The following is a 26,436-nucleotide window of genomic DNA, read 5'->3' on the forward strand; positions in this document are numbered from 1 at the left end:
GATCAACACTCAAAAAGGCTGCAGGCATAGCCCGCCGAAAAATAGCCGGGAATTGTACCTGATCCACGGCACAAGCGTCACGTTCGCAGGTCAGACGGCACGTACAAAAACGCCCCGGTCTCTCGACAGGGGCGTTTTTCATGACCGGTCAGGTCGGGAAATACCCGTGATCAACCGGCTCGGCGTAACAACCAGACCCCGACCACGGCGCAAACACCCGCCGGAACCAGCACCGCAAACAGCGGCGAGAAACCGAACACCAGACTTGAAGGCCCCAGCAGATCCTGAACGATGCGGAAGGTGAAACCCACCAGCACGCCGGTGAACACCCGCTGCCCCAGGGTCACCGAGCGCAGCGGACCGAAGATAAAGGAAATAGCCATCAGCACCAGGGCGGCCGTGACCAATGGCTGCAACACCTTGACCCAAAATGCCAGCCAGTAGCGACCATTGTTCAGCCCCTGATCAGCCAGGTAGTGGATGTAACCCCACAGACCGGTGATCGACAACGCGTCGGGGGTCATCACCACCGTGTCCAGGAGTTCCGGGCTCAGCGCTACGTTCCAGCGCTCGACCGGTGCAATAACCACTTCGGTGCTCCTTTCATGGAACAGCGTGGTGGTGACGTCGCTCAACTGCCAGTGATCCTTGTCGAACTCCGCCCGCTTGGCGAAGCTCGACGTCAGCATATGGCGCTGATCGTCGAAACTGTAACGGGTTACGCCATACAGCAAGCCATTGGGCTGCACGGCGTTAATGTGAATGAACTCGCCTCCCTGCCGATGCCATACACCATGCTTGGAACTTTGCGCTTCACCACTGCCCTGAGCCAGGGATCGGTTGGCCTGAGCGGTGCTTTCGGCTGCTGGCGCCACGTACTCGCCAATCAACACACCCACGGCCATCAGGATCAGCATTGGCTTCATGACCGCCCAGACAATTCGACCGACCGACACGCCCGCAGCGCGCATGATGGTCAGCTCGCTGTGACTGGCCAGGCTGCCGAGGCCGATCAGGCAACCGATCAGCGCAGCCATCGGCAACATGTCGTAAAGACGACGCGGCGCAGTCAGGAGCACGAAACTCAGGACGTCTGCCATGGTGTAGGTATCGCTGACATCACTCATTTCGTCGATAAAGGCAAACAGCGTTGCCAGACCGAGAATGATCCCCAGTACCGCCAGGATCGCAACGAACACGCTGCTACCGATGTAGCGGTCGAGCTTAACCACGAGCCACCTCCAGCGCGCTGCGGCGACTTGCCCGCTTCAACTGCAGGGGTTCCCAATAGAGCAGGCCCAGACCGATGACCAGGAACACCCCATGCACCCACCACAAGCCCAGCACGGGCGGAATCTTGCCCTTATCAAGGGCGCCACGAGCGGCAATCAACATAGACAGGTAAGCCATATAAAGAAGAATCGCCGGTAAAAGCTTCAGGAAACGACCCTGGCGCGGATTGACCCGCGACAGCGGCACTGCCATCAAGGTCACGATGAAGACCAGCAGCGGCAAGGACAGACGCCATTCCAGCTCTGCGCGCAAACGCAAGTCATCGCTGCCCAGCAATGCACTGGTGCTCATTGCATCGCGGTCGGTGACTTCGTCGCTGACATCCGGTTTTGCCAACAAGACGCCGTATTCCTCGTACTTGATCGCACGGTAGTCGGCCTGCCCCGGATTGCCGTCGTAGCGATAGCCATTGTCGAGAATCAGGTAGCGATTACCGTCAGGGCGAATTTCCTGACGGCCTTTTTCGGCCACCAACACCGAAATTCCGCGATCCTTATTCTCGGACGAGACGTTTTTCTGCGAAATAAATACACCGCCAAGGTTGACGCGGTTATCCGACAGCGTTTCGGTGTAAGTCACACGGGTGCCGTCACGCAAGGCCTGGAAGCGACCCGGTTCCAGCGTATCGAACTCGGTCAACGCATCCTGCTTGTTCAGCAACAGCTGGAACTGATTAGCCCCTTGTGGCGCCAGACTCAGGCTCAGCCACGCCACGATCAGTGCAACCAGTGTGGCCGGAAACAGGGTGATGACAAACAGGCGCTGCTGGCTCATGCCGGTGGCCGACAGCACGGTCATCTCGCTTTCCAGGTACAGACGACCGTAAGCCAGCAGGATGCCGAGAAACAGCCCCAGCGGCAGGATCAGTTGCAGGAAACCCGGCAGGCGAAAGCCCATGATCAGAAACAGGGAGCCTGGATCCAGAAGGCCGGCAGCCGCCTGGGCGAGGTACTTGATGAAGCGTCCGCTCATGATGATGACCAGCAGCACGGCGCTGACGGCGCTCAAGGTCAACAGGACTTCGCGGGATAGATAACGGAAGACAATCAAACCAGACACTCCAGGGTTGTCAGGCTAAGGCGGCCAAACAAGCAAACGTATCGGGCAGCCCACAGGGCAGAGCCGCCGAAAAAGATGGCGCATTATCCTGTGATTGGGTGTGCCTGTCACTGCGCAATGCATTGGCGCGGGTGCGCGTGTGTAGGAGCGAGCTCGCTCGCGAAGGTCGTCAACGATAAAGAGGGAAGCCTGACACCCCGTGCCGGCCTCTGGTTTTTCGCGAGCAAGCTCGCTCCTACAATCGCATAACCGAGGGCTGTAGGAGCGAGCTTGCTCGCGATGGTCGTCAACGATAAAGCGGCAAGCCTGACACCCCGCGGCGGTCTCAGGTTTTTCGCGAGCAAGCTCGCTCCTACAATCGCATAACCGAGGGCTGTAGGAGCGAGCTTGCTCGCGAGGTCAACGATAAAGCGGCAAGCCTGACACCCCGCGGCGGTCTCAGGTTTTTCGCGAGCAAGCTCGCTCCTACAATCGTATAACCGAGGGCTGTAGGAGCGAGCTTGCCCGCGATGGTCGTCAACGATAAAGCGGCAAGCCTGACACCCCGCGGCGGTCTCAGGTTTTTCGCGAGCAAGCTCGCTCCTACAATCGCATAACCGAGGGCTGTAGGAGCGAGCTTGCTCGCGAGGTCAACGATAAAGCGGCAAGCCTGACACCCCGCGGCGGTCTCAGGTTTTTCGCGAGCAAGCTCGCTCCTACAATCGTATAACCGAGGGCTGTAGGAGCGAGCTTGCTCGCGATGGTCGTCAACGATAAAGCGGCAAGCCTGACACCCCGCGGCGGTCTCAGGTTTTTCGCGAGCAAGCTCGCTCCTACAATCGTATAACCGAGGGTTGTCAGCGTCGGGGCACGAGGTTCAAACTGCGGCCTTTGTCGCAGGCCGTGACTTGCGTCTTTCTATATATAAGCAAGCGACACACGCCCAGCGTCGAGCGCTTGCGCGTTGACCATTAATTCAGGGACCCGGACATGGAACTGGTTGTAAAGAGCGTTAGCCCAGAAACGTTGAAAACCGCCACTCTGGTGGTCGCCGTCGGCGAAGGCCGCAAACTCGGCGCCGTGGCCAAACAACTCGACGAACTGAGCGGTGGCGCTATCAGCGCTGTGCTCAAGCGCGGCGACCTGGCCGGAAAAGTCGGTCAGAGCCTGCTGCTGCACAGCCTGCCGAACCTCAAGGCCGAACGCGTTTTACTGGTCGGCGTGGGCAAGGATGAAGAGCTGGGCGATCGCCCGTTCCGTAAAATCATCGCCGGCATCCTCAACACCCTGAAAGGCCTGGGCGGCAGCGATGCCGTACTGGCCCTGGACGAAGTGGTCGTCAAAGGCCGCGACAGCTACGGCAAAACCCGCCTGCTGGCTGAAACCCTGGTGGACGGCAAATACCAGTTCGATGAGTTCAAAAGCCAGAAGGCCGAGCCTCGCGCACTGAAGAAAGTCACCCTGGTGACCATCAAGGCTGCACAGGCTGAAGTCGAGCGCGCCGTGGCCCACGCCACTGCGATCGCCAACGGCATGGCGTTTACCCGCAACCTGGGCAACCTGCCACCGAACATCTGCCACCCGACGTTCCTCGGCGAACAAGCCAAGAACCTGGGTAAAGAATTCAAAAGCCTGAAAGTCGAAGTTCTTGACGAGAAGAAGATCAAGGACCTGGGCATGGGCTCGTTCTACGCCGTTGGCCAGGGCAGCGCCCAGCCACCGCGCCTGATCGTCATGCAATACAACGGCGGCAAGAAATCCGAGAAACCGTACGCACTGGTCGGTAAAGGCATCACCTTCGACACCGGCGGCATCAGCCTGAAGCCTGGCGCCGGCATGGACGAAATGAAGTACGACATGGGCGGTGCTGCCAGCGTGTTCGGCACACTGCGCGCCGTGCTCGAATTGAAGCTGCCGATCAACCTGGTGTGCATCCTGGCCTGCGCCGAGAACATGCCGAGCGGCAACGCTTCACGCCCGGGTGACATCGTTACCACCATGAGCGGCCAGACCGTGGAAATCCTCAACACCGACGCCGAAGGCCGTCTGGTGCTGTGCGACGCCCTCACCTACTCCGAGCGTTTCAAGCCGCAAGCCGTCATCGACATCGCGACCCTCACCGGTGCTTGCATCGTCGCGCTGGGTTCCCACACGTCGGGCCTGTTAGGCAACAACGACGAACTGATCGGCCAACTGCTGAGCGCCGGCCAGGCCGCCGACGACCGTGCCTGGCAATTGCCGCTGTTCGATGAGTATCAAGAGCAACTGGACAGCCCGTTCGCCGACATCGCCAACATTGGCGGCCCCAAAGCCGGCACCATCACCGCCGCCTGCTTCCTGTCGCGCTTCACCAAGAACCTGAATTGGGCGCACCTGGACATCGCCGGTACCGCCTGGACCAGCGGCGGCAAGGACAAGGGCGCCACCGGCCGCCCGGTCCCGTTGCTGACCCAATACCTGCTGGACCGCGCCAAGGCTTAACCCTGTGGGAGCGAGCCTGCTCGCGAAGGTGGTCAACGATGACGCGGGGAACCAGCAAAACGCGGCGTCTTTGAGTATCTCGCGAGCAAGCTCGCTCCTACAAATTCCCAGGGCAGTTCTATAGCCACCCCGGGACCAGGAACCGCAATGACCAAAGTCGACTTCTATATCCTGCCCAGCGCCGATCCTTCGGCGCGACTGGATTTCGCCTGCAAGCTCACCGAAAAAGCCTGGCGCATGGGCCACCGCATCTACCTGCATTGCAGCGATGCTGCCCAGCGTGATGATCTCGATGCGCGTTTGTGGGCGTTCAAGGGCGAAAGCTTCGTGCCCCACGGCCCCGCCGAAAGCGAGCCGGAAGGTTTGATTGTCCTGGGGATTGGCGATGACTGCGGTCAGCATCAGGACTTGCTGGTCAATCTTGACCTGAAAGTCCCGGCCTTTGCCCCCCGCTTCGCCCGCGTGGCGGAAGTGGTGGTGGAAGAAACGACGATTCGCACGGCTGCGCGGGAGAGTTTCCGTTTCTACCGCGAACAGGGCTATCCTCTGCAAGATCACCGTTTACAGCGACTCTGAGCATTCCGATGGACACTCCAAAACCGCTGCAAAAGTCCGCGCACTTGCTGGACGACCTCGAGTCGATCCGCCAACTGCTCGGCGATGACAACCTGCAACCGCCGCTGCTGACCGATACGGTCAACGACGATGACGATGACCAGGAACAAATTCCGATGCTGTTCGAGGCCGTCGACAACCCGCCGCCCGTCACCGAACCGAGCCCTGCCCCGGCCGCACCCACCGCCGAAAAAGGCCCTGATGCCTTGCTGCATCTGGATGGCGAACTGCGTGCCGCCGCCATGTTGATCATGCAAGACGTGATCGACGACTTCGCTCCGCACATCGAAACCGAAATCAAGCGCCGCCTCGCTGCCCGGATGGAACGGCTCCTCAGCCAATACGAGTAACCCCAATCCCTTGTGGGAGCGAGCCTGCTCGCGAAAGCTGGCTAACAGTCAATATTGATGTGACTGAATAAATCGCTTTCGCGAGCAGGCTCGCTCCCACATTGGGATTTGCAGCAATCCTGACACTGCGCCCTGTCTGCACTCACTCGCCCTTCGCCCCATGCCCCGCTATACTCGTCGGCTTTTCCTGAATTAATGCCAATAGGGTCCCGCCGCGCATGGATAAGACCTACCAGCCGCACGCCATTGAAACTTCCTGGTACAACACCTGGGAGTCAGAGAATTACTTCGCCCCGCAAGGCGCGGGCGAGTCCTACACCATCATGATCCCGCCGCCGAACGTCACCGGCAGCCTACACATGGGGCACGGCTTCAACAACGCGATCATGGACGCCCTGATCCGTTTCCGCCGCATGCAGGGTCGCAACACCCTGTGGCAGCCGGGCACCGACCACGCCGGTATCGCCACGCAAATGCTGGTGGAACGTCAACTCGAAGCCCAAGGCCAGAATCGCCACGACCTCGGTCGTGAGAAATTCCTCGAGAAAGTCTGGGAGTGGAAGGATCAGTCCGGCGGCAACATCAGCCGTCAGATCCGCCGCCTCGGCTCATCCGTGGACTGGGGCCGTGAGCGCTTCACCATGGATGACGGCCTCTCGGAAGCGGTTAAAGAAGCGTTCGTTCGCTTGCATGAAGACGGGCTGATCTACCGCGGCAAGCGCCTGGTCAACTGGGACACCAAGCTGCACACGGCGATTTCCGACCTCGAAGTGGAAAACCACGACGAGAAAGGTTTCCTGTGGAACCTGAAGTACCCACTGGCCGACGGCGCCAAGACCGCTGAAGGCGATGATTTCCTGATCGTCGCGACCACTCGCCCGGAAACCATGCTCGGCGACGCCGCCGTTGCCGTGAACCCGAACGATGAACGCTACAAAGCCCTGATCGGCAAATTTGTCGAGCTGCCGCTGGTTGGCCGCCGCATTCCGATCATCGCCGACGATTACTGCGACCCTGAATTCGGCACCGGCTGCGTAAAAATCACCCCGGCCCACGATTTCAACGACTACGAAGTCGGCAAGCGCCACAACTTGCCACTGCTGAACATCTTCGACAAGAACGCCGCCGTCCTGCCGGCCTGTCAGGTGTTTAACCTCGATGGCACGTTGAATGAAAGCATCGACGGCAAGATCCCGGCCGATTACGTCGGTCTCGACCGCTTCGAAGCGCGCAAGCAAATCGTTGCGGCATTCGATGCCGCTGGCCTGCTGGTCAGCGTCAACGATCACGCACTGAAAGTGCCGAAAGGCGACCGTTCCGGGACCATCATCGAGCCGTGGCTGACCGACCAGTGGTACGTGTCGACCAAGCCACTGGCCGAGCCTGCGATTGCTGCCGTTGAAGATGGCCGTATCCAGTTCGTGCCGAAACAGTACGAAAACATGTACTTCTCATGGATGCGCGACATCCAGGATTGGTGCATCAGCCGTCAGCTGTGGTGGGGCCACCGGATTCCGGCCTGGTACGACGAGTCGGGCAAGGTCTATGTCGGTCGCGACGAAGCTGAAGTACGTGCCAAGCACAACCTCGGCCCGGACGTTGCGCTGCAACAGGACAATGACGTTCTCGACACCTGGTTCAGCTCGGGCCTGTGGACGTTCTCCACCCTCGGCTGGCCTGAACAGACCGAATTCCTGAAGAAATTCCACTCCACCGACGTGCTGGTAACCGGTTTCGACATCATTTTCTTCTGGGTTGCCCGGATGATCATGCTCACCATGCATTTGGTGAAGAACGAAGACGGCACGCCGCAGGTGCCATTCAAGACCGTTTACGTTCACGGTCTGGTGCGCGACGGTCAAGGTCAGAAGATGTCCAAGTCCAAGGGCAACGTCCTTGATCCGCTGGACATCATCGACGGCATCGAACTGGAAGATCTGGTGCAGAAACGCACTTCCGGAATGATGCAGCCGAAACTGGCGAAGAAGATCGAGAAACAGACCCGCGACGAATTTGCCGACGGCATTGCCAGCTACGGCACTGACGCCCTGCGCTTCACCTTCTGCTCACTGGCGTCCACCGGTCGCGACATCAAGTTCGACATGGGCCGCGTCGAAGGCTATCGCAACTTCTGCAACAAGATCTGGAACGCCGCGCGTTATGTTCTGGACAAGGGCGAAGACTGCGGCCAGAACGGCGAAGCTTTCGAGCTGTCACTGGCGGATCGCTGGATTATCTCGCAGCTACAGCGCACTGAAGCCGAAGTGACCCGTCAACTTGACCAGTTCCGCTTCGACCTGGCCGCGCAAGCCTTGTACGAGTTCATCTGGAACCAGTATTGCGACTGGTACCTGGAACTCTCCAAGCCTGTGCTGTGGGACGAAAACGCGCCGGTCGAACGTCAGCGCGGGACCCGTCGCACGCTGGTTCGCGTACTGGAAGTCGCGCTGCGCCTGGCGCACCCGTTCATGCCATTCATTACCGAAGAGATCTGGCAGCGCATCGCGCCGCTGGCCGGTATCGAAGGCAAGACGATCATGCTGCAACCTTGGCCAGTGGCCAACGAAGAACGCATCGATCAAGGCGCCGAAGACGACATCGAATGGCTCAAGGGCCTGATGCTGGGCACACGTAACATTCGTGGCGAAATGAACATCGGTCCGGGCAAGCCCCTGAACCTGTTCCTGAAAAACGTCAGCGCTGAAGATCAGCGTCGTCTCACCGAGAACGAAACCCTGCTGAAGAAACTGGCTCGCCTGGAATCGATCACCGTATTGGCTGCCGGCGAAGAAGCACCGCTGTCCGCCACTGCGCTGGTGGGTGAGATGGAAGTGCTGGTGCCGATGGCCGGCCTGATCGACAAGGGCGCCGAACTGGCGCGCCTGGACAAGGAAATCCTGCGTCTGCAGGGCGAAGTCCAGCGCGTGGGCGGCAAGCTGTCCAACGCAGGCTTCGTCGACAAGGCCCCGGCCGAAGTCATCGACAAGGAGCGCGCCAAATTGGCTGAAGCCGAACAGGCCTTGGGCAAGTTGGCGGAGCAGCATGCGCGGATTGCCAGTCTGTAACGGCACATCGCAATGAACGAGGGAGGCCACAACGGTCTCCCTTTTTTATGCCTGCCGCATTCCCCCCCTGTAGGAGTGAGCTTGCTCGCGATGGTGGGTCAGCCACATTGATGTCGACTGGCACACCATCGCGAGCAAGCTCGCTCCTACAGGGGATTTGCGTTGTTTTTTGCAATTGGGTTCATAAGGCCTGGATGTGGGACAATACCCGCCACTTTTAGCCATACCCGAATCGACCACACCCATGAACGCCCCCCGCACACCAAGACCTGCGCGCAAGAAGCCTGACTCCGCCACCCCGGCCAAAGCCGTGGAACCGCGTGAAAAGGCCAGCCTGCACCCGCGCAATCGCCATCAGGGTCGTTACGACTTCCCGGCGCTGATCAAAACCACGCCGGAACTGGCGAAGTTCGTGATCATCAACCCGTATGGCAAGGAGAGCATCGACTTCGCCAGCCCGGACGCGGTGCGCGTGTTCAACCGGGCGCTGCTGAAGTCGTTCTATGGCATCGCCCATTGGGACATCCCAGCGGATTACCTCTGCCCGCCAGTACCGGGCCGTGCCGACTACGTGCATTTCCTGGCTGACCTGCTGGCCAGCGTCAACGACGGCGAAATCCCGCGCGGCGCACCGGTCAAGGTGCTCGACATCGGCATGGGCGCCAACTGTGTCTATCCGTTGATCGGTTACAGCGATTACCGCTGGCACTTCCTCGGTTCGGAAATCGACCCGACTGCCGTAGCCGCTGCCAAAGCCATTGTTCAATCCAATGGATTGAACAAAGCCATCCAGTTACGCCAGCAAAGCAATCCCAAGCACATCCTGCTGGGCCTGCTCGAACCCGGCGAACGCTTTGACCTGACCATGTGCAACCCACCGTTCCACGCCTCGATGGACGAAGCGACCAAGGGCAGCGAGCGCAAATGGCGCGCACTGGGCCGCGCCGACCCGAAACGTAAACTCCCGGTGCTGAACTTTGGCGGACAATCGGCCGAACTGTGGTGTGAAGGTGGCGAAGCACGTTTTGTGACGCAGCTGATCGCCGAGAGTGCGCACTTTCAACACAAAGTGCTCTGGTTCAGCACTCTGGTCTCGAAAGCCTCCAACCTGCCTGCGATCCAGACGGCGTTGAAAAAGGCCGGCGTATTGGAAAGCCAGGTAGTGGAAATGTCCCAAGGGCAGAAACAAAGCCGCTTCGTCGCCTGGACCTTCCAGACCAAGTCCGAGCAACAGGTCTGGCGTGAGCGCTGGGCTCGTAAAAGCTGAGTAACTGACCGACTCAGATCAACTGTGGGAGCGAGCCTGCTCGCGAAGGCGGTGTGTCAGTCGACTTATAAGGTGACTGACACACCGCCTTCGCGAGCAGGCTCGCTCCCACATTGGTTATAGGGTGTTGCGAGTAAATCGCAGACACAAAAAAGCCGTGCCCGGATCACTCCGGAGCACGGCTTTTTTTACTGCGTCTTACTTGTTAACAGCGTCGGTCAGGCCTTTGGCCACAACCAGCTTGATAACTTTCTTGGCAGCGATTTCGATGGCAGCGCCAGTCGAAGGGTTGCGGCCGGTACGGGCAGGACGCTCAGTCACTTTCAGTTTGCCGATACCTGGCAAAGTGATTTCGCCGCCGTTTTCCAGCTGATCGGCAACGATTTGGCCCAGTTGGTCCAGAGCGTTACGCGCGGTGGTTTTTGGCGCGTCGATAGCTTCAGCGATGTCGGCGATCAGTTGGTCTTTAGTAAGAGCCATGTAGTGTTCCTTCCCTATCAAATTCATATGGTTTGCAGTGTGCAGTGTCAGCCATCGAGCCCGATCGTCTGGATCCGGCACCCTCGGCCAATAACAACAGGATCGGGGTTATAGATACCGAAATCAGGGTTTGGTTCGACCTGACAAATGCTGAATGCACGCTTAACGCAGTGACTTCGCGCAAGACGGGGCAAAACTAGCACAGAGACGGGGAAATATCCGCCTCTAGCTACCCATTTGGTCAGCTTTATTGCTCTAAACCGGGAAAAAACTGCATAAGCACCGGTGGTCGGCCGGGAATTGCCCTTCGCACCGCGCCAAAACCAATGATTGCGGTACACTTGGCACTTTTTGAGGGAGCACGCCCTCCTCTCTTCAATCAGCCGAGAAGCCCATGCCGATCCGCCATTGCATCGTCCACCTGATCGACAAAAAACCCGACGGCACGCCTGCAGTTCTTCATGCCCGCGACTCCGAATTGGCCGAGTCGAGCGCCATCGAGAACATGCTTGCCGACCTCAACGAAAGCTATAACGCCAAACAAGGCAAGGCCTGGGGGTTCTTCCATGCCGAGTCCGGCGCGCACCCGTTCAGTGGCTGGCTGAAGGAGTATTTCGACGGTGGCAAGGATTTCACGGCCTTTAGCCGAGTGGCGGTGGAACACCTGCAAAAGCTGATGGAAGAGTCGAACCTCTCGGTGGGCGGCCACGTGCTGTTCGCGCATTACCAGCACGGCATGACCGATTACCTGGCAATCGCCCTGCTGCACCACAGCGAAGGCGTTGCCGTGACCGATCAGCTGGACGTGACGCCGTCCCGGCACCTGGACCTGGGCCAATTGCACCTGGCCGCGCGGATCAACGTCTCCGAGTGGCAGAACAACAAACAGTCCAAGCAGTACATTTCGTTCATCAAAGGCAAGAACGGGAAAAAGGTTTCGGAGTATTTCCGCGACTTCATCGGGTGCCAGGAAGGCGTCGACGGCCCCGGCGAAACCCGCACCTTGCTCAAGGCCTTCAGCGACTTCGTCGAAAGCGAAGACCTGCCGGAAGAGTCTGCCCGCGAGAAAACCAAGACCCTGGTGGATTACGCCAGCAGCCAGGCAAAAATGGGCGAGCCCATGGGCCTGGAAGAACTCTCCGAGCTGATCGACGAAGAACGCCCGAAAGCGTTCTACGACCATATCCGCAACAAGGATTACGGCCTGTCGCCAGAGATCCCGGCGGATAAACGCACCCTGAACCAGTTCCGCCGCTTCACCGGCCGTGCCGAAGGCTTGTCCATCAGCTTCGAGGCGCACCTGCTGGGCTCGAAGATCGAATACGACGAAGAAGCCGGCACGCTGATCATCAAAGGCCTGCCGACCCAGCTGACCGACCAGCTCAAGCGACGCAACTGATGCTGGGCGGCGTACTGAAGAAATTCCTGCTGATCCTGCTGGTGGTCGTGGTTTACCAGAACTGGGGCAAGATCGAGCGGGTGTTCAATCCCGCGCAGGTGGTTTCCGAGCAGACCCAGGCCAAGGCCAATGTCGTGCTCTATGCCACCGAGTGGTGCGGTTACTGCAAACTGACCCGACGCTTTCTCGATCAGAAAGGTATTCCGTACAAGGAATTCGACATTGAAAAAGATGCCGAAGCGCGCAAGGCCTATGAGGCATTGGGTGGTGGCGGGATTCCAATCATCGACGTGAATGGCACGTTGATTCGCGGGTATGACCCGGACGGGATTCTTGCGGCTCTCAAATAATCCACTGTGGGAGCGAGCCTGCTCGCGATAGCGGTGTGTCAGTCACATTGATGTTGAATGTGCCGCTGCCATCGCGAGCAGGCTCGCTCCCACAATTGTAAGTCAGTGTTTTTCGATGCGGAATCCGAACCGCGGAAAGTGCACATGCACCACGCCGCCACGTTCGTCTTCACGGCGCAGAATCAACTCTTCGCGGCCCGCAAACAGCAACTCACCCACCACCGGGTCGACGCCATAGTCAGTGGCCGCGATGAAAACCTGTTGGCCCAGCTCAAACCCATTCGGTTCGTCAAACTGCTCATCCGGCAAGGCAGCCGGCGTGGCAATGCGCGCCACCTCCAGCGCCTCTTCGGAAGTCATCTCGCTGGACGCGCCATGACCGAAGCCCATCACCCGCGCGAACCATGCCGAAACCGCCGGATAGGCATCGACCAGCGGTGAAGTCACAGGCGTCGCTTTGAGGAACCACATGGGATGGGCCAGGGCAAAGTCGGCAATCGACGGCTCGCCGAACAGGAAATCGCCTTGTTCGCGTTCAAGCTGCTGCTCCAGACGCGCCATGAGGGTCGGCCACTGATGCCGAGCCTGCTCAGCCGATAACCGTGTGGCGCTGCCACCGCTGAACAATCCCGCGCGATCGGCAACAAACGCCTTGATCGCTTCCGGCGATAAATGGCCGAAACGCACCGCGATCGATTCCGGTTGAAACACCAGGCTGACCGCGTGCTGAAACACCACCGAATCCGCCCAGGCGGCGAAGGTCGCGGCGATCATTTCCTGACCTTCCGGGAAGAACGCCGGCAAGGCTTTCTCTTGCTCCAGACGACGAGCGATCAGCGAAGTGTCGCAGTAGATATCCGCGCCAATCTGCAACACCGGCGTCTTGCGGTAGCCCCCCGTCAATGCGGTCAGATCGGGTTTTGGCATCACGGGCGAGATCTTCACCGAGCGCCAGGACAACCCTTTGAAACCCAGGAGCAAGCGGGCCTTTTCAGCGAAAGGGGACGTCGGGTAATGATGAAGAATCAACTCTGACATGCTCGGCTCCGCCGCACGAATAGGAGCTTTCAGCTTAACGCGCAATCCATGGCCAGCCTACCCATCTGCCTGATGGGAGCCTATCAGGCAGATTGATAACCTGTAGGAGCTGGCTTGCCAGCGAAAGACGTTAACGATGACGGGATCATACTGGATTGACGCAGAGTTCTTGAGTCCATCGCTGGCAAGCCAGCGCCTACAGCGGTATGCGTGCAGCACTCGCTACCAAACATTCCTTGGCGCTTTTCTTGAGTTTTTTGATCAGTCGCTCCTGACGTAGCGCTTCGCTTTTGTCGCGGCATGCTTCGGTGTAAACCAGGGCGACTGCCGGGCTGGACAGAAAGAAGCGTGCGCCCTTGCCGCTCTGGTGAGTGGCGAAGCGGCGCACCGGATCGTCGCTGATCCCGCAGTAGAGCGAGCCATTGGCCGCACGAACGAGGTAGACGAACCAGGGTTTGATGACTGGCGCGTCGGTGTCGGCAGGCATTTCGCTGAGGGTGCTCACGTAACGATCAAGGCTTGAAAGGAAACAAGCCGCGATCTTATCAGCGACTGGCCTGAAATGCCTTCAGCCCCTTCAAGGCTTGAGCGCGGACGGCGTTTCTCACCAGCGGCGTCCAGCCCAACAGTAGACCTTTGACCCCCAATGCCTGTCGAGACCACGCCCACAAATCGAAGCTGTCGTGATGTTCGCAAATCTTGCCATCGCGAAACACGAAGCGTGCCTGAATGTCGTTGACCACGGTGTTGCCGGTCTGGCTGAACAGATACGTCGCCACCCAATGGGCGCCGCCCGTGCGCTCATCGCTGCGCACGCTGTCGAACGTCAAGGAAAAATCCTTGGCCCGGGTGGTGAGCATGCGCCACATGTCGCCAGCCGCTTGACCGCGCAGTTCGCCGAACGCTGGATCACTGAACACCACGTCATCGGTGTAACAGGCACTCATGGCCTCGGCATCCAGCCGCTGGAAAGCTTGATAGAACTGGGTGATCAAGGCGCTGTGGGCATCGCTCATGGGCAGGTTCCCCGGGTTGGAAAATGGGCGTCGAAAGATTGCCTGCACGATAGTCAACAAATGCGCGAAGCACTATCGGCATTCGTGAGCCGAATACCGACAGTACGCGGTTGTCAGACTTTCTCGCTTTCGACCTGCACGTACAACGAACGCCCGGCACCGAGGCCGGCGAGGATCGCACCGAGACCGATAACGCCAAAGATCCAGCCCAGCGCCGTCCAGCCGCCGGTCCAGTCATGGACGATACCGACCGCGAACGGCCCCATGGACGCCAGGGTGTAGCCGAAGCCCTGAGCCATGCTCGACAGGTTCGCGGCAACATGCGAATCCCGCGAGCGCAGCACGATCAGGGTCAATGCCAGGCTGAACGTAGCGCCCTGCCCCAGACCCAGCAGGATGGCCCAGCCCCACAAGCCTTCGATCGGGGCATACAGGCAGCCGAACAAACCGCCCAGGGTCAGCACCATGACAATCACAATCGCCAGGCGTTGATCCTTGCCGCGAGTCGCCAGCCACGGCGCAGCCAGCGAGCTGGCCAGCTGAATGATCACCGAGCCCGACAGCACCAGACCGGCCTGGGTCGGGGTCAGGCCGCGGCCGATCAGGATCGACGGCAACCAGCCAAATACGATGTACGCCAGGGACGATTGCAGGCCCATGTACAAGGTCACTTGCCAGGCCAGCGGGTCACGCAGCAGTCCTCGGACGCGGTAGGCAACGTGATGTGCGCCGTGTTTCTGCCCGACTTGTGGCAACCAGAAAATCGCCGCCACCAATGCCGGAACAACCCAGATGCCCAGGCCCAAGGCCCAGCTCTTGTCGAAGTGTTCGCTCAACGGCACGGTCGCGCCTGCGGCCATCGCCGCGCCCATGCACAGGGCCATCGTGTAGACGCCGGTCATGGTGCCGGCCTGTTTCGGGAAGTCGCGCTTGACGATGCCCGGCAGCAACACGCCGATCACACCGATGCTGGCACCCGCCAGCACGCTGCCGGCAAACAGGCCGATCTCGCCGAAAGAACTGCGCAGGATGATCCCGCCAGCCAGCATCAGCAGGATTCCCAATACCACCCGCTCGGCACCGAAACGTCGTGCCAGGATTGGCGCCAACGGGGCAAACAAACCGAGGCAAAGCACCGGCAAGGTCGTCAGTAAACCCGCCTTAGCCGCCGACAAGCCGAGGCTTTTCGAGACCTCGCTGAGCATCGGCGCCATGCTCGACAAGGCCGGGCGCAGGTTCAGCGCCACTAGAATCAGGCCGAGCAACAACAACCACGGCCGCCGCAGGATCGGATGACTGTGCTGGACCGCTTCGTCATCGGCTTCGGCGTCGATCAGCAGCTCTTCGAGCTCTGCCGTGCGTTTGGTTTGGGGGGTGCTGCTGTTGGCCTGCTGGCTGGACATGGAGGGATCGGTCTCAAGGTTCATTGATCAACTGCCTCGACAGGGCTTTGGCCCGTTCCGGGTCGCGTTGCTCGACGGCGTCAAGCAGCTCGATATGAAGGTCGAACACTTCTTGGCGTCGGGGGGAGATGTTCAGGGTCTGGCGCAAGTGTGCGCCGACGATGCTGGAGAAATAGCGATACAACTCGCTGAGTGCCGGGTTGTGCGCAGCGTCCACCAGGCGGCGGTGAAACACCAGGTCGCAGGCGATGTAGCTGTCGAGATCGCCGTGGTAGTGACTGCCGCTGACGCCGAGTGCTTCGCGCAACGCCGCCAGGTCTTCATCGGTACGGCGCAATGCCGCGAGGCCAATGGCTTCGACTTCCAGAATGTGCCGAGTCTCTCGGGCCTGCTCGTGGGAACAGCGAGACAACGCCTTCATCGTATCCAGCGGATCGACCACCGCCCGCAGGTAACTGCCGTCGCCCTGACGGATTTCAATCAATCCGGAAAACGCCAACACGCGCATGGCTTCACGCACCGTGTTGCGGCTGATGCCGAGTTCTGCAGACAGCTCGGGCTCGGTGGGCAGGCGCTGGCCGATGGTCCAGATTCCTTGGGTAATGCGCAGACGCAATTGTTCCAGGGCCTGATCGACCAGGGAACGTTTAATCAATGGAGAAATTTCTGACATGGGATTCGCCCTTTCATCCAATCATAGGATGAATTTTCTGACATGTTAGTCAGCTTCGGCCGAGAGGACAACTTTCTCGGCCAGGCGGTCAAAATTAGAGGGGGTTGTGCTCACTGCAGGAGCGAGCTTGCTCGCGATGGACTCAAGAGCGGCGCGGTTATTCAGAAAACATGCTTTATCGTTACCGACCATCGCGAGCAAGCTCGCTCCTACAGTTCACAGGCGAAAAAAAGGCCCTTCACGGAATACCGTGAAGGGCCTTTTTTTAATGCCCGGGTCTCAGGCTTCGGTCTTGGCTGCTGCAGCTTTTTCAGCAGCGGCTTTGATCGTGGCCTGCAACGAACCGTCAGCGGCCATTTCAGTCATGATATCGCTACCGCCGATCAACTCACCACCGACCCACAATTGCGGGAAGGTTGGCCAGTTGGCGTACTTTGGCAGGTTGGCGCGGATTTCCGGGTTCTGCAGGATGTCCACGTACGCAAACTTTTCACCACATGCCATCACGGCCTGCGCGGCTTTCGCGGAAAAGCCACACTGCGGGGCGTTCGGTGAGCCTTTCATGTAAAGCAGAATGGTGTTGTTAGCAATCTGCTCTTTAATCGTTTCGATGATATCCATGGAGCACCTCGGCTGAACTTTCCGACTCAGAGGTCGGCACGGTGGCGCATTGTAACGGAAACCCGAGCGCCATGCTCGGTCTCCCCGACAGACTCGATCAAGCCGCCGCCACAGTCACCGGCACGCCGTTCAACGCCGCATTTCCGGACAACTCATCGAGCTGACACTCGTCAGTCAAGTCGTTGGCGCTGGCGCCTGGCTGGCCACTGGCAATCGCCATCTGCACGCCCGGCCGCGCATGCCCCCAGCCGTGGGGAAGACTGACCACCCCTTTCATCATGTCCAGACTGCCCAGCACTTCAACCTCGATCATTCCGACTCGCGAACTGACCCGTACTCGCTGCCCATCGTTGAGACCCCGGTTGGCCAGGTCATCGGGGTGCATCAGCAATTGATGGCGCGGCTTGCCCTTCACCAGACGGTGGTAATTGTGCATCCACGAGTTATTGCTGCGCACATGGCGGCGGCCAATCAACAACAACTCATCGGCAGCCGGCGCTTGCAACGCCGCAAATCGAATCAGGTCAGCGAGGATCGGTGCAGGCGCCGCCTGAACTCGCTGATTGGCCGTTTTCAGCCGTGGCGCAAGGTTGGATTTCAACGCCCCGAGGTCAACGCCATGGGGGTGATCGAACAACGTTGCCACAGACAACCGGTGTTGCGAGGCATCGCCATACAACCCCATCCGCAGACCTCGGTCGATCATCTGCGCGGGTGGAATAGTCGGTTTCAATTCCTTGCCGGTCTTCGCCGCAAAAGCCTCGGCCAGCCCCACGAAGATTTCCCAGTCATGCAGCGCCCCTTCGGGCTTGGCCAGGATCGCGCGGTTGAACCGGCTGACGTTACGCACCGCAAACATATTGAACGTAGTGTCGTAGTGATCGTTTTCCAGGGCCGAGGTGGACGGCAGGATCAGGTCGGCATACCGCGTGGTTTCATTGATGTACAGGTCGATGCTGACCATGAACTCCAGACCGTCCAGAGCCTGTTCCAGTTGCCGGCCATTGGGCGTGGACAGCACCGGATTGCCCGCCACGGTGATTAATGCGCGAACTTGCCCTTCCCCTTCGGTGAGCATTTCTTCGGCCAGCGCCGACACCGGCAGCTCGCCGCTATATTCAGGACGCCCGGACACCCGGCTTTGCCACAGATTGAAATGCCCACCCGAGGTCGACGCGACCAAATCCACCGCGGGTTCGGTGCACAGCGCACCGCCCACACGATCGAGATTACCGGTGACCAGATTGATCAGCTGTACCACCCAATGACACAAGGTACCGAACGCCTGGGTCGAAACGCCCATGCGCCCGTAGCAGACGGCGGTCGGTGCCGCCGCGAAGTCCCGCGCCAGTTGGCGTATCTGCTCGGCCGGCTCCGCGCACAGCGGGCTCATCGCTTCGGCAGTGAAACGTGCGACCGCCTCACGCACCTCATCCAGACCGTCCACCGGTAAATGACTGTCGCGGGTCAGGTCTTCAGCGAACAGGGTATTGAGCAGCCCGAACAACAATGCCGCATCGCCCCCCGGGCGCACGAACAGATGCTGATCGGCAATCGCCGCCGTTTCGCTGCGGCGCGGATCGACCACTACCACTTTGCCGCCCCGGGACTGAATGGCCTTCAGGCGTTTTTCCACATCCGGCACGGTCATGATGCTGCCGTTGGAGGCCAGTGGGTTGCCGCCCAGAATCAGCATGAAGTCGGTGTGATCAATGTCTGGTATCGGCAACAGTAAACCGTGGCCGTACATCAAATGGCTGGTCAGATGATGTGGTAGTTGGTCGACCGACGTTGCGGAAAACCGGTTGCGGGTTTTCAGCAGGCCGAGAAAGTAATTGCTGTGGGTCATCAGCCCGTAATTATGCACGCTGGGGTTGCCTTGATAGACCGCCACCGCGTTGTGCCCATGCCGTTCCTGAATGGCCGCCAGACGTTCGGCGACAAGGTTGAATGCGTCTTCCCACTCGATGGGTTGCCATTCGCTGCCGACCCGCCGCATCGGTTGGTGCAGGCGATCCGGATCATTCTGAATGTCTTGCAGGGCAACAGCCTTGGGGCAGATGTGCCCGCGGCTGAAGGTATCCTGAGAGTCACCCTTGATCGACGTGATCTGTACGCCGCCGTCGACCTCGGTGGTTTCAATGGTCAGGCCGCAGATGGCTTCACACAGGTGGCAGGCACGGTGATGGAGAGTCTTGGTCATGGCCATCTCAGTCTTGTTCTGGGCGGGCGATGTCGGCCGCGGAAACAAAACTATGGCGCGAGCCCCACCGCTGCGCCAGCGACGTTCATCTTGTGAATCGGCTGCCATCAGGCCAGCCGATGGCTGTCAGGGATCGGTTCGATGCAACCGGCGCGGCGCCTGCGCCCGGATCTCCTGGAGGGCTTCGATCTGCTCGTGGGCGACGTGCACACCGGTGAGTTCGCCGATCAGTCGCCAGTGTTCGTCGAGCCCGGTACTGATGGTTGCCATGCGGTCGATCATGCGTCGGCCGGCGGCTTTGGTGACCTCATCGTTACTGCGCAACAGCTCGAAAGACATCGAGGTCATGGACGCAGTGAGGTGGGTCAGTGAACGGGCCGTGAGGCCAAGTAACGTCAACAATTGCTGTTCTTTCGATTCCATTCCAAAGGCATCCTGTGTCGCTCGTGACTTAGTTATAACCCAGCACTTTGCTTTAGCAAATGTTTCAGAGCTGACATCTTTGCGCAAAAACCTCGAATCCCGGGTCAGAAACCGACCGTTGCTATGCTGTACGCGCCCCGTTTGATTGCAAAGCCTTGCGAGCCCAGTGTACAAATGACTGGCTGCTGTCAGGAAACAGGCTTCAAAAGCGCTGCCGCGGTCACCCCGTAGCCTCTCTGAAATCCCCTAAAAACCGTAGCCCTATTGGTAATACGCGACATTTAATTATAAGATCGCGCCTTCCCCTATTTCGTCGCCCCGTGCGGCTTACGCCGCAGGTCTCGCCCGTTGTTCCGTTAAACAAGGCTTTGAGCATCTGCGGTTTGTAGCAAAAAGGTAGTCAATGATGAGCGCAAGGCACTTTCTCTCCCTGATGGATTGCACGCCCGAAGAGCTGGTCAGCGTGATCCGTCGAGGCGTTGAGCTCAAAGACCTGCGTAACCGCGGCGTACTGTTCGAGCCTCTGAAAAACCGCGTGCTCGGGATGATTTTCGAGAAGTCCTCGACTCGCACCCGTATTTCGTTCGAAGCCGGCATGATCCAGCTCGGCGGCCAGGCCATATTCCTGTCACCACGCGACACTCAACTGGGCCGTGGCGAGCCGATCGGCGATTGCGCAATCGTGATGTCGAGCATGCTCGATGCCGTGATGATCCGTACCTTTGCCCACAGCACCCTGACCGAATTCGCCGCCAACTCCCGCGTGCCCGTGATCAATGGCCTGTCCGATGACTTGCACCCGTGCCAGTTGCTGGCCGACATGCAGACATTCCTCGAACACCGCGGCTCGATTCAAGGCAAAACCGTGGCCTGGATCGGTGACGGCAACAACATGTGCAACAGCTATATAGAAGCGGCGATCCAGTTCGACTTCCAGTTGCGCATTGCCTGCCCGGAAGGTTACGAGCCTAACCCGGAGTTCGTGGCCAAGGCCGGCGATCGGGTGACCATCGTTCGCGATCCTGAAGATGCGGTTCGCGGCGCCCACCTGGTGAGCACCGACGTCTGGACCTCGATGGGCCAGGAAGAGGAAACCGCCAAGCGCCTGAAGCTGTTCGCACCGTATCAAGTCAACCGTGCGCTGCTGGATCTGGCCGCAGACGATGTGTTGTTCATGCATTGCCTGCCGGCCCACCGTGGCGAAGAGATCAGCGTCGACCTGCTTGACGACAAGCGCTCGGTCGCCTGGGATCAAGCCGAAAACCGGCTTCACGCACAAAAGGCCCTGCTCGAGTTTCTGGTCGAACCGGCATACCACCACGCATGAGCCAGTCTTTACTGCTGAATCTGCGCAACCTCGCCTGCGGTTACCAGGACCAACGGGTCGTGCAGAACCTCAACCTGCATTTGAATGCGGGTGATATTGGTTGCCTGTTGGGCTCTTCGGGCTGCGGCAAGACCACCACCCTGCGGGCCATCGCCGGGTTTGAACCGGTGCACGAAGGTGAGATCACCTTGGCTGGCGAGACAATCTCCAGCGCCGGTTTTACCCTCGCGCCGGAGAAGCGCCGGATCGGCATGGTGTTCCAGGACTACGCGCTGTTTCCACATTTGAGCGTCGCCGAAAACATCGCCTTCGGGATCCGCAAGCATCCGCAAAAGGAGCGTGTCACCGACGAACTGCTCGAACTGGTCAACCTGAAAAACCTCGGCAAGCGCTTTGCGCATGAACTGTCCGGTGGTCAGCAACAACGGGTTGCACTGGCCCGCGCCCTGGCGCCGGAACCGCAATTATTGTTGCTCGACGAACCCTTCTCCAACCTCGACGGCGAGCTGCGACGCAAGCTCAGCCATGAGGTGCGCGACATTCTCAAGGCCCGCGGCACCAGTGCGATTCTGGTGACCCACGACCAGGAAGAAGCCTTTGCGGTCAGCGACCATGTTGGCGTTTTCAAGGAAGGTCGCCTGGAACAATGGGATACGCCTTACAACCTGTATCACGAACCGCTGACGCCGTTTGTGGCCAGCTTTATTGGCCAGGGTTACTTCATTCGCGGCCAGCTGAACACCCCGGAGTCGGTACAGACCGAGCTCGGTGAATTGCGCGGCAATCGTGCTTACACCTGGCCGATCGGTGGCGCCGTGGACGTGTTGCTGCGACCGGACGATATCGTTTACGCACCGGACAGCGGGCTGAAAGCGCGGATTGTCGGCAAGAGCTTCCAGGGGGCGTCTACCTTGTATCGCTTGCAGCTACCGACGGGCGCACAGCTTGAGTCGATATTCCCAAGTCATGCTGATCATCAGGTGGGTTCGGTAGTCGGCATTCGTGTCGCGGCTGAACACCTGGTGTTGTTCCAGGCGTCCGGTAGCACGGCGGCGCAGATTCCGATTGTAGAGTCAGGTGTCCGTCGCCACATCACCGCAAGCTGATACACACAAACAAAATGTGGGAGCGAGCCTGCTCGCGATGGTGTGTCAGCCGAAACTGATGTCGCTGACACACCATCGCGAGCAGGCTCGCTCCCACATTGGATTGGGGTCAACCCAGCATCAGTGTTCCACTCGCGACCAGTGTCGCAGCCCCGCCAATTTTCACCCGATCACCTTCCAGTCGGCAGAACAATTCCCCGCCCCGCGCCGAACACTGATACGCCGTCAAACTCGACTTGCCCAAACGTTTCGACCAGTACGGGATCAGGCTGCAATGGGTGGACCCGGTCACCGGGTCTTCGTTGATGCCAATCGCCGGGGCAAAGTAACGAGAAACAAAATCGTGCTTGCTGCCCCGCGCGGTCACGATGGCGCCCGGCCACGGCAGTTTCGCCAGGGCAATCATGTCCGGCTGACAGTCGAGCACAGCTTGCTCGGACTCCAGCACCACGAACAATTCATTCGAGCCCAGCACATCGACCGCTTTAACACCCAGCGCGCACTCGACATCCAGGGTCACGCCCACTTCCGATGGCTCTATTGCCGGAAAATCCAGCCACAAGCGATTGCCCTCTCGACTCACGCTTAATGGGCCGGACTTGCAGACAAAATCCAGCCGTTCGACGGGCTCTTTGTAGATTTCGAATAGCACGCAGGCACTGGCCAGCGTCGCATGACCACACAACGGGACTTCGGTAGCCGGTGTAAACCAGCGGATATGCCAACCCTGCCCTTCGCGCACCACGAAGGCGGTTTCGGCGAGATTGTGTTCGGCGGCAATCTTCTGCATCAACTCATCGCTGAGCCAGGCTTCAAGCCGATACACCATCGCCGGGTTGCCACTGAACGGGCGATCACTGAACGCATCGACCTGATGAAATTCAAGCTGCATAACCTTCTCCTTAAGTCCGGTTACCGAGCATGAAGGCGCGATCAATCACGCACCAGTGACAGAGCAGGCAAATTTTCGCCATACACCGCCGGCCTGTTTTCGCTCGTCAGGCGCGACCGATGTCGGCAAATTTCGCCTGGGTGTGTTCAGCCAGCACGGCCGGTGCCAACTCCACTTCCAGCCCGCGACGACCGGCACTGACAAAAATACTGGCAAAGGGTTGGGCAGAACTGTCGATGAATGTGCGCAAGCGCTTCTTCTGCCCCAGCGGACTGATCCCGCCTAACAGGTAACCGGTTGATCGCTGAGCTGCGGCGGGGTCGGCCATTTCGACCTTTTTCACACCAGCAGCATGAGCCAGAGCCTTCAAGTCCAGACTTCCGACGACCGGTACCACCGCTACCAGCAATTCACCTTTCTCACTGGCGGCCAGCAAGGTCTTGAACACTTGCGCCGGGGCCAATCCCAGTTTTTCCGCGGCTTCCAATCCATAGGACGCTGCCTTGGGATCATGTTCGTAACTGTGCACTCGATGTTCGGCACGAACTTTTTTCAACAAATCCAATGCGGGGGTCATGACAGCTCCAGACTTGGCGGCAGTAGAAAAAATCCTGCGCTGGATTCTAGGTCATTGATCGATAAAAGGCTCTATTGCGGCGTTATTTCAGAGGCTTGACGAGACTTTCTGCCGCTCGTCCATGCCCAGCATGTCTGGTGAGTGAAGCGATCATCCATGTGGCTAATAGTTAAAATGTGACTGATGGTTCACTTTCGACCTTTGACATCAGCGTTTCTTGTCTATATTTTTTCGAATCTGAATACTTCACGAAACACCTTACTGCAGCACCCGGCAGCAAACCGAGGTCAGATGGGGATCCAGACTCGGTAAAAATTACGCTTTGTCCTCGGAGGACAAGCGCCAAACAACAAAAAAAATCGAGGTTTCAATGACAAACGCCTTACAACAACCCTCGCTCTCGAGCCAATGCATGGCCGAGTTCCTGGGTACTGCGCTGCTTATATTTTTTGGTACCGGTTGCGTTGCCGCGCTCAAGGTAGCGGGTGCCAGCTTCGGCTTGTGGGAAATCAGCATCATCTGGGGCGTTGGTGTAAGCATGGCGATCTACCTGACCGCCGGGGTTTCCGGGGCTCACCTCAATCCTGCCGTCAGCATCGCCCTGAGCATTTTTACTGACTTCGAAAAACGCAAACTGCCGTTCTATATTCTTGCCCAAGTGGCGGGGGCCTTTTGCGGGGCCTTGTTGGTTTACACGCTATACAGCAATTTATTCTTCGATTTCGAACAAACTCACCATATGGTCCGTGGCACCCAGGTCAGCCTCGAATTAGCCTCGGTGTTCTCCACCTTCCCGAACCCGGCCCTGTCCACGGCCCAGGCCTTCCTGGTTGAAGTGATCATTACCGCCATCCTGATGGGCGTGATCATGTCCCTGACCGACGACAATAATGGTCTGCCAAAAGGCCCGATTGCCCCCCTGCTGATCGGTCTGTTGATTGCGGTGATTGGCAGTTCGATGGGCCCGCTGACCGGTTTCGCGATGAATCCGGCGCGTGACTTCGGCCCCAAACTAATGACTTTCTTCGCCGGCTGGGGTGGAATTTCCTTCACGGGCGGGCGTGATATCCCGTATTTCCTGATTCCGATCTTTGCACCGATTGTCGGTGCCTGCCTCGGTGCCGCGGCTTATCGCGGGCTGATTGCCCGCCATCTGCCCATTGCCATAGCTGCTACAGACGCAACACCCGCCATTGACGGCAAACCAAGAACTTCTTGATACCGTAGGCGCGTTGTCCTGCCCATTTGATCGCGCGCCGACCTCACTCCCTTATTTCGTCCAAGGCAATCGACATGACCGACACTCAGAATAAGAACTACATCATTGCCCTCGATCAGGGTACGACCAGCTCCCGCGCGATCATTTTCGATCGTGACGCGAACGTGGTCTGCACCGCCCAGCGTGAATTCGCCCAGCACTACCCGCAAGCCGGTTGGGTTGAACATGACCCGATGGAAATCTTTGCCACCCAAAGCGCCGTGATGGTCGAGGCCCTGGCTCAAGCCGGCCTGCATCACGACCAGGTCGCAGCCATCGGTATCACCAACCAGCGCGAAACCACCGTGGTCTGGGACAAGACCACTGGCCGCCCGATCTACAACGCGATTGTGTGGCAGTGCCGCCGAAGCACCGAGATCTGCCAGCAACTCAAGCGTGATGGTCACGAGCAATACATCAGCGACACCACGGGCCTGGTCACCGACCCGTACTTCTCCGGCACCAAGCTCAAGTGGATACTCGACAACGTCGAAGGCAGCCGCGAGCGTGCGCGCAACGGCGAACTGCTGTTCGGCACCGTCGACAGCTGGCTGATCTGGAAATTTACCGGTGGCAAGGTGCACGTCACCGACTACACCAACGCCTCGCGCACCATGCTTTTCAACATCCACACACTCGAGTGGGACGCGAAAATGCTGCAGGTGCTGGATATCCCACGCGAAATGCTCCCCGAGGTTAAATCCTCGTCCGAAATCTACGGCCACACCAAAAGCGGCATTGCCATCGGCGGTATCGCCGGCGACCAGCAGGCGGCCCTGTTCGGCCAGATGTGTGTCGAGCCAGGCCAGGCGAAAAACACCTACGGCACCGGCTGCTTCCTGTTGATGAACACCGGCGACAAAGCCGTGAAGTCCAAGCACGGCATGCTCACCACCATCGCCTGCGGCCCGCGTGGCGAAGTGGCCTACGCGCTGGAAGGCGCTGTATTCAATGGCGGCTCCACGGTTCAGTGGCTGCGTGACGAACTGAAAATCATCAACGACGCCCACGACACCGAATACTTCGCCAACAAGGTCAAGGACAGCAACGGCGTGTACCTGGTCCCGGCCTTCACCGGCCTGGGCGCTCCGTACTGGGACCCGTATGCCCGTGGCGCGCTGTTCGGCCTGACCCGCGGCGTACGCGTGGATCACATCATTCGGGCAGCGCTTGAATCGATTGCCTACCAGACCCGCGACGTACTCGACGCCATGCAACAGGACTCCGGCGAACGCCTCAAGTCCCTGCGCGTGGACGGCGGCGCGGTGGCCAACAATTTCCTGATGCAGTTCCAGGCCGACATCCTTGGCACTCAGGTCGAGCGTCCGAAAATGCGCGAAACCACGGCGCTGGGTGCGGCGTACCTGGCAGGCCTGGCGTGCGGTTTCTGGGGCAGCCTGGATGAGTTGCGCGGCAAGGCGGTCATTGAGCGCGAATTCGAACCGAACCTGGACGAAACCGCGAAGGAAAAACTCTACGCCGGCTGGAAAAAAGCCGTCAGCCGCACCCGTGACTGGGAGCCGCATGAAGGCGCTGAATAAACCAGCCTGAGTACTCGTAT

The 26,436-nt window shown here is 59.2% G+C and carries 24 protein-coding genes; 11 read left to right on the plus strand and 13 right to left on the minus strand.

Annotation, left to right across the window (positions count from 1 at the left end):
* Window positions 1-170 precede the first annotated feature (170 nt).
* Complete coding sequence (gene lptG, locus AC1MDT_RS16490) at window positions 171-1,232, minus strand: LPS export ABC transporter permease LptG (RefSeq protein WP_480418129.1); 1,062 nt, start codon at window positions 1,230-1,232, stop codon at window positions 171-173.
* The gene (gene lptF / locus AC1MDT_RS16495; RefSeq protein ID WP_480418130.1) at window positions 1,225-2,343 is read right to left on the minus strand and encodes an LPS export ABC transporter permease LptF; all 1,119 of its coding nucleotides are present in this window, start codon (window positions 2,341-2,343) and stop codon (window positions 1,225-1,227) included. Before lptF ends, lptG begins: the two co-directional genes overlap by 8 nt.
* A 978-nt stretch (window positions 2,344-3,321) precedes the next feature.
* Here lptF and AC1MDT_RS16500 point away from each other — a divergent pair.
* The 5 genes from AC1MDT_RS16500 (at window position 3,322) to rlmF (ending at window position 10,109) form a co-directional block, all read left to right on the plus strand.
* Complete coding sequence (locus tag AC1MDT_RS16500) at window positions 3,322-4,812, plus strand: leucyl aminopeptidase (RefSeq protein ID WP_480418131.1); 1,491 nt, start codon at window positions 3,322-3,324, stop codon at window positions 4,810-4,812.
* 147 nt (window positions 4,813-4,959) lie between these two features.
* Window positions 4,960-5,388 carry a DNA polymerase III subunit chi gene (locus AC1MDT_RS16505; RefSeq protein ID WP_414910118.1) on the plus strand — a complete coding sequence of 143 codons (429 nt, stop codon included), beginning with the start codon at window positions 4,960-4,962 and terminating at the stop codon, window positions 5,386-5,388.
* Window positions 5,389-5,396: 8 nt separating this feature from the next.
* Window positions 5,397-5,777 carry a DNA polymerase III subunit chi gene (locus AC1MDT_RS16510; RefSeq protein WP_480418132.1) on the plus strand — a complete coding sequence of 127 codons (381 nt, stop codon included), beginning with the start codon at window positions 5,397-5,399 and terminating at the stop codon, window positions 5,775-5,777.
* A gap of 218 nt (window positions 5,778-5,995) precedes the next feature.
* Window positions 5,996-8,842: a valine--tRNA ligase gene (locus AC1MDT_RS16515; RefSeq protein ID WP_480418133.1), complete on the plus strand. Its 2,847-nt coding sequence runs from the start codon at window positions 5,996-5,998 to the stop codon at window positions 8,840-8,842.
* A 244-nt stretch (window positions 8,843-9,086) separates the two neighbouring features.
* Window positions 9,087-10,109 (plus strand): 23S rRNA (adenine(1618)-N(6))-methyltransferase RlmF, encoded by a 1,023-nt coding sequence (gene rlmF, locus AC1MDT_RS16520; protein ID WP_007905515.1) that lies wholly within the window; start codon window positions 9,087-9,089, stop codon window positions 10,107-10,109.
* A gap of 198 nt (window positions 10,110-10,307) precedes the next feature.
* Here the strand turns inward: rlmF and AC1MDT_RS16525 are convergent, their stop codons facing one another.
* Window positions 10,308-10,589, minus strand: a complete 282-nt coding sequence (locus AC1MDT_RS16525) for an HU family DNA-binding protein (RefSeq protein WP_007905514.1) — start codon at window positions 10,587-10,589, stop codon at window positions 10,308-10,310.
* Between the two features lie 394 nt (window positions 10,590-10,983).
* Here AC1MDT_RS16525 and yejK point away from each other — a divergent pair, with 394 nt between their 5' ends.
* Both yejK and AC1MDT_RS16535 read left to right on the plus strand, forming a co-directional pair.
* Window positions 10,984-11,988, plus strand: coding sequence for a nucleoid-associated protein YejK (gene yejK, locus AC1MDT_RS16530; RefSeq protein WP_480418134.1), 1,005 nt, complete (start codon window positions 10,984-10,986; stop codon window positions 11,986-11,988).
* A complete protein-coding gene (locus tag AC1MDT_RS16535; RefSeq protein WP_480418135.1) occupies window positions 11,988-12,338 on the plus strand; it encodes a glutaredoxin family protein in 351 nt (116 codons plus the stop codon). Before yejK ends, AC1MDT_RS16535 begins: the two co-directional genes overlap by 1 nt.
* A gap of 102 nt (window positions 12,339-12,440) precedes the next feature.
* On the opposite strand, the gene AC1MDT_RS16540 is transcribed toward AC1MDT_RS16535, so the two are convergent.
* The 8 genes from AC1MDT_RS16540 to AC1MDT_RS16575 all read right to left on the minus strand — a co-directional run bounded on the left by AC1MDT_RS16540 (window position 12,441) and on the right by AC1MDT_RS16575 (window position 19,715).
* A complete protein-coding gene (locus AC1MDT_RS16540; protein WP_480418136.1) occupies window positions 12,441-13,376 on the minus strand; it encodes a glutathione S-transferase family protein in 936 nt (311 codons plus the stop codon).
* 196 nt (window positions 13,377-13,572) lie between these two features.
* Window positions 13,573-13,863 (minus strand): GIY-YIG nuclease family protein, encoded by a 291-nt coding sequence (locus AC1MDT_RS16545; RefSeq protein ID WP_480422805.1) that lies wholly within the window; start codon window positions 13,861-13,863, stop codon window positions 13,573-13,575.
* A gap of 58 nt (window positions 13,864-13,921) precedes the next feature.
* Window positions 13,922-14,392 (minus strand): nuclear transport factor 2 family protein, encoded by a 471-nt coding sequence (locus AC1MDT_RS16550; protein WP_201120408.1) that lies wholly within the window; start codon window positions 14,390-14,392, stop codon window positions 13,922-13,924.
* Window positions 14,393-14,505: 113 nt separating this feature from the next.
* Window positions 14,506-15,819, minus strand: coding sequence for a CynX/NimT family MFS transporter (locus tag AC1MDT_RS16555; protein WP_480418137.1), 1,314 nt, complete (start codon window positions 15,817-15,819; stop codon window positions 14,506-14,508).
* Window positions 15,809-16,468 (minus strand): FadR/GntR family transcriptional regulator, encoded by a 660-nt coding sequence (locus AC1MDT_RS16560; RefSeq protein WP_480418138.1) that lies wholly within the window; start codon window positions 16,466-16,468, stop codon window positions 15,809-15,811. The genes AC1MDT_RS16555 and AC1MDT_RS16560 overlap by 11 nt, the downstream gene beginning before the upstream one ends.
* A 279-nt stretch (window positions 16,469-16,747) precedes the next feature.
* Window positions 16,748-17,089, minus strand: a complete 342-nt coding sequence (grxD, locus tag AC1MDT_RS16565) for a Grx4 family monothiol glutaredoxin (protein ID WP_201120411.1) — start codon at window positions 17,087-17,089, stop codon at window positions 16,748-16,750.
* A 97-nt stretch (window positions 17,090-17,186) separates the two neighbouring features.
* The gene (locus AC1MDT_RS16570) at window positions 17,187-19,292 is read right to left on the minus strand and encodes a molybdopterin oxidoreductase family protein (protein ID WP_480418139.1); all 2,106 of its coding nucleotides are present in this window, start codon (window positions 19,290-19,292) and stop codon (window positions 17,187-17,189) included.
* Window positions 19,293-19,418: 126 nt separating this feature from the next.
* Window positions 19,419-19,715 (minus strand): hypothetical protein, encoded by a 297-nt coding sequence (locus AC1MDT_RS16575; RefSeq protein ID WP_480418140.1) that lies wholly within the window; start codon window positions 19,713-19,715, stop codon window positions 19,419-19,421.
* A 406-nt stretch (window positions 19,716-20,121) separates the two neighbouring features.
* Between AC1MDT_RS16575 and argF the strand changes: the two genes are divergently transcribed.
* Together argF and AC1MDT_RS16585 are read left to right on the plus strand one after the other, a co-directional pair.
* Window positions 20,122-21,042, plus strand: coding sequence for an ornithine carbamoyltransferase (gene argF, locus AC1MDT_RS16580; protein WP_480418141.1), 921 nt, complete (start codon window positions 20,122-20,124; stop codon window positions 21,040-21,042).
* On the plus strand, window positions 21,039-22,148 hold the full coding sequence (locus AC1MDT_RS16585; protein ID WP_480418142.1) for an ABC transporter ATP-binding protein: 1,110 nt from the start codon (window positions 21,039-21,041) through the stop codon (window positions 22,146-22,148). The genes argF and AC1MDT_RS16585 overlap by 4 nt, the downstream gene beginning before the upstream one ends.
* Window positions 22,149-22,257: 109 nt before the next feature.
* On the opposite strand, the gene AC1MDT_RS16590 is transcribed toward AC1MDT_RS16585, so the two are convergent.
* Window positions 22,258-23,040, minus strand: a complete 783-nt coding sequence (locus AC1MDT_RS16590; RefSeq protein WP_480418143.1) for a PhzF family phenazine biosynthesis protein — start codon at window positions 23,038-23,040, stop codon at window positions 22,258-22,260.
* Window positions 23,041-23,146: 106 nt separating this feature from the next.
* On the minus strand, window positions 23,147-23,617 hold the full coding sequence (gene ybaK, locus AC1MDT_RS16595; protein WP_414910104.1) for a Cys-tRNA(Pro) deacylase: 471 nt from the start codon (window positions 23,615-23,617) through the stop codon (window positions 23,147-23,149).
* A gap of 370 nt (window positions 23,618-23,987) precedes the next feature.
* On the opposite strand from ybaK, the gene AC1MDT_RS16600 reads away from it, so the two are divergent.
* Both AC1MDT_RS16600 and glpK read left to right on the plus strand, forming a co-directional pair.
* Window positions 23,988-24,836: an MIP/aquaporin family protein gene (locus AC1MDT_RS16600; protein WP_480418144.1), complete on the plus strand. Its 849-nt coding sequence runs from the start codon at window positions 23,988-23,990 to the stop codon at window positions 24,834-24,836.
* Between the two features lie 74 nt (window positions 24,837-24,910).
* Window positions 24,911-26,416, plus strand: a complete 1,506-nt coding sequence (glpK, locus tag AC1MDT_RS16605) for a glycerol kinase GlpK (RefSeq protein ID WP_480418145.1) — start codon at window positions 24,911-24,913, stop codon at window positions 26,414-26,416.
* Window positions 26,417-26,436 lie beyond the last annotated feature (20 nt).

This window comes from Pseudomonas sp. ASL7 (assembly GCF_056680375.1).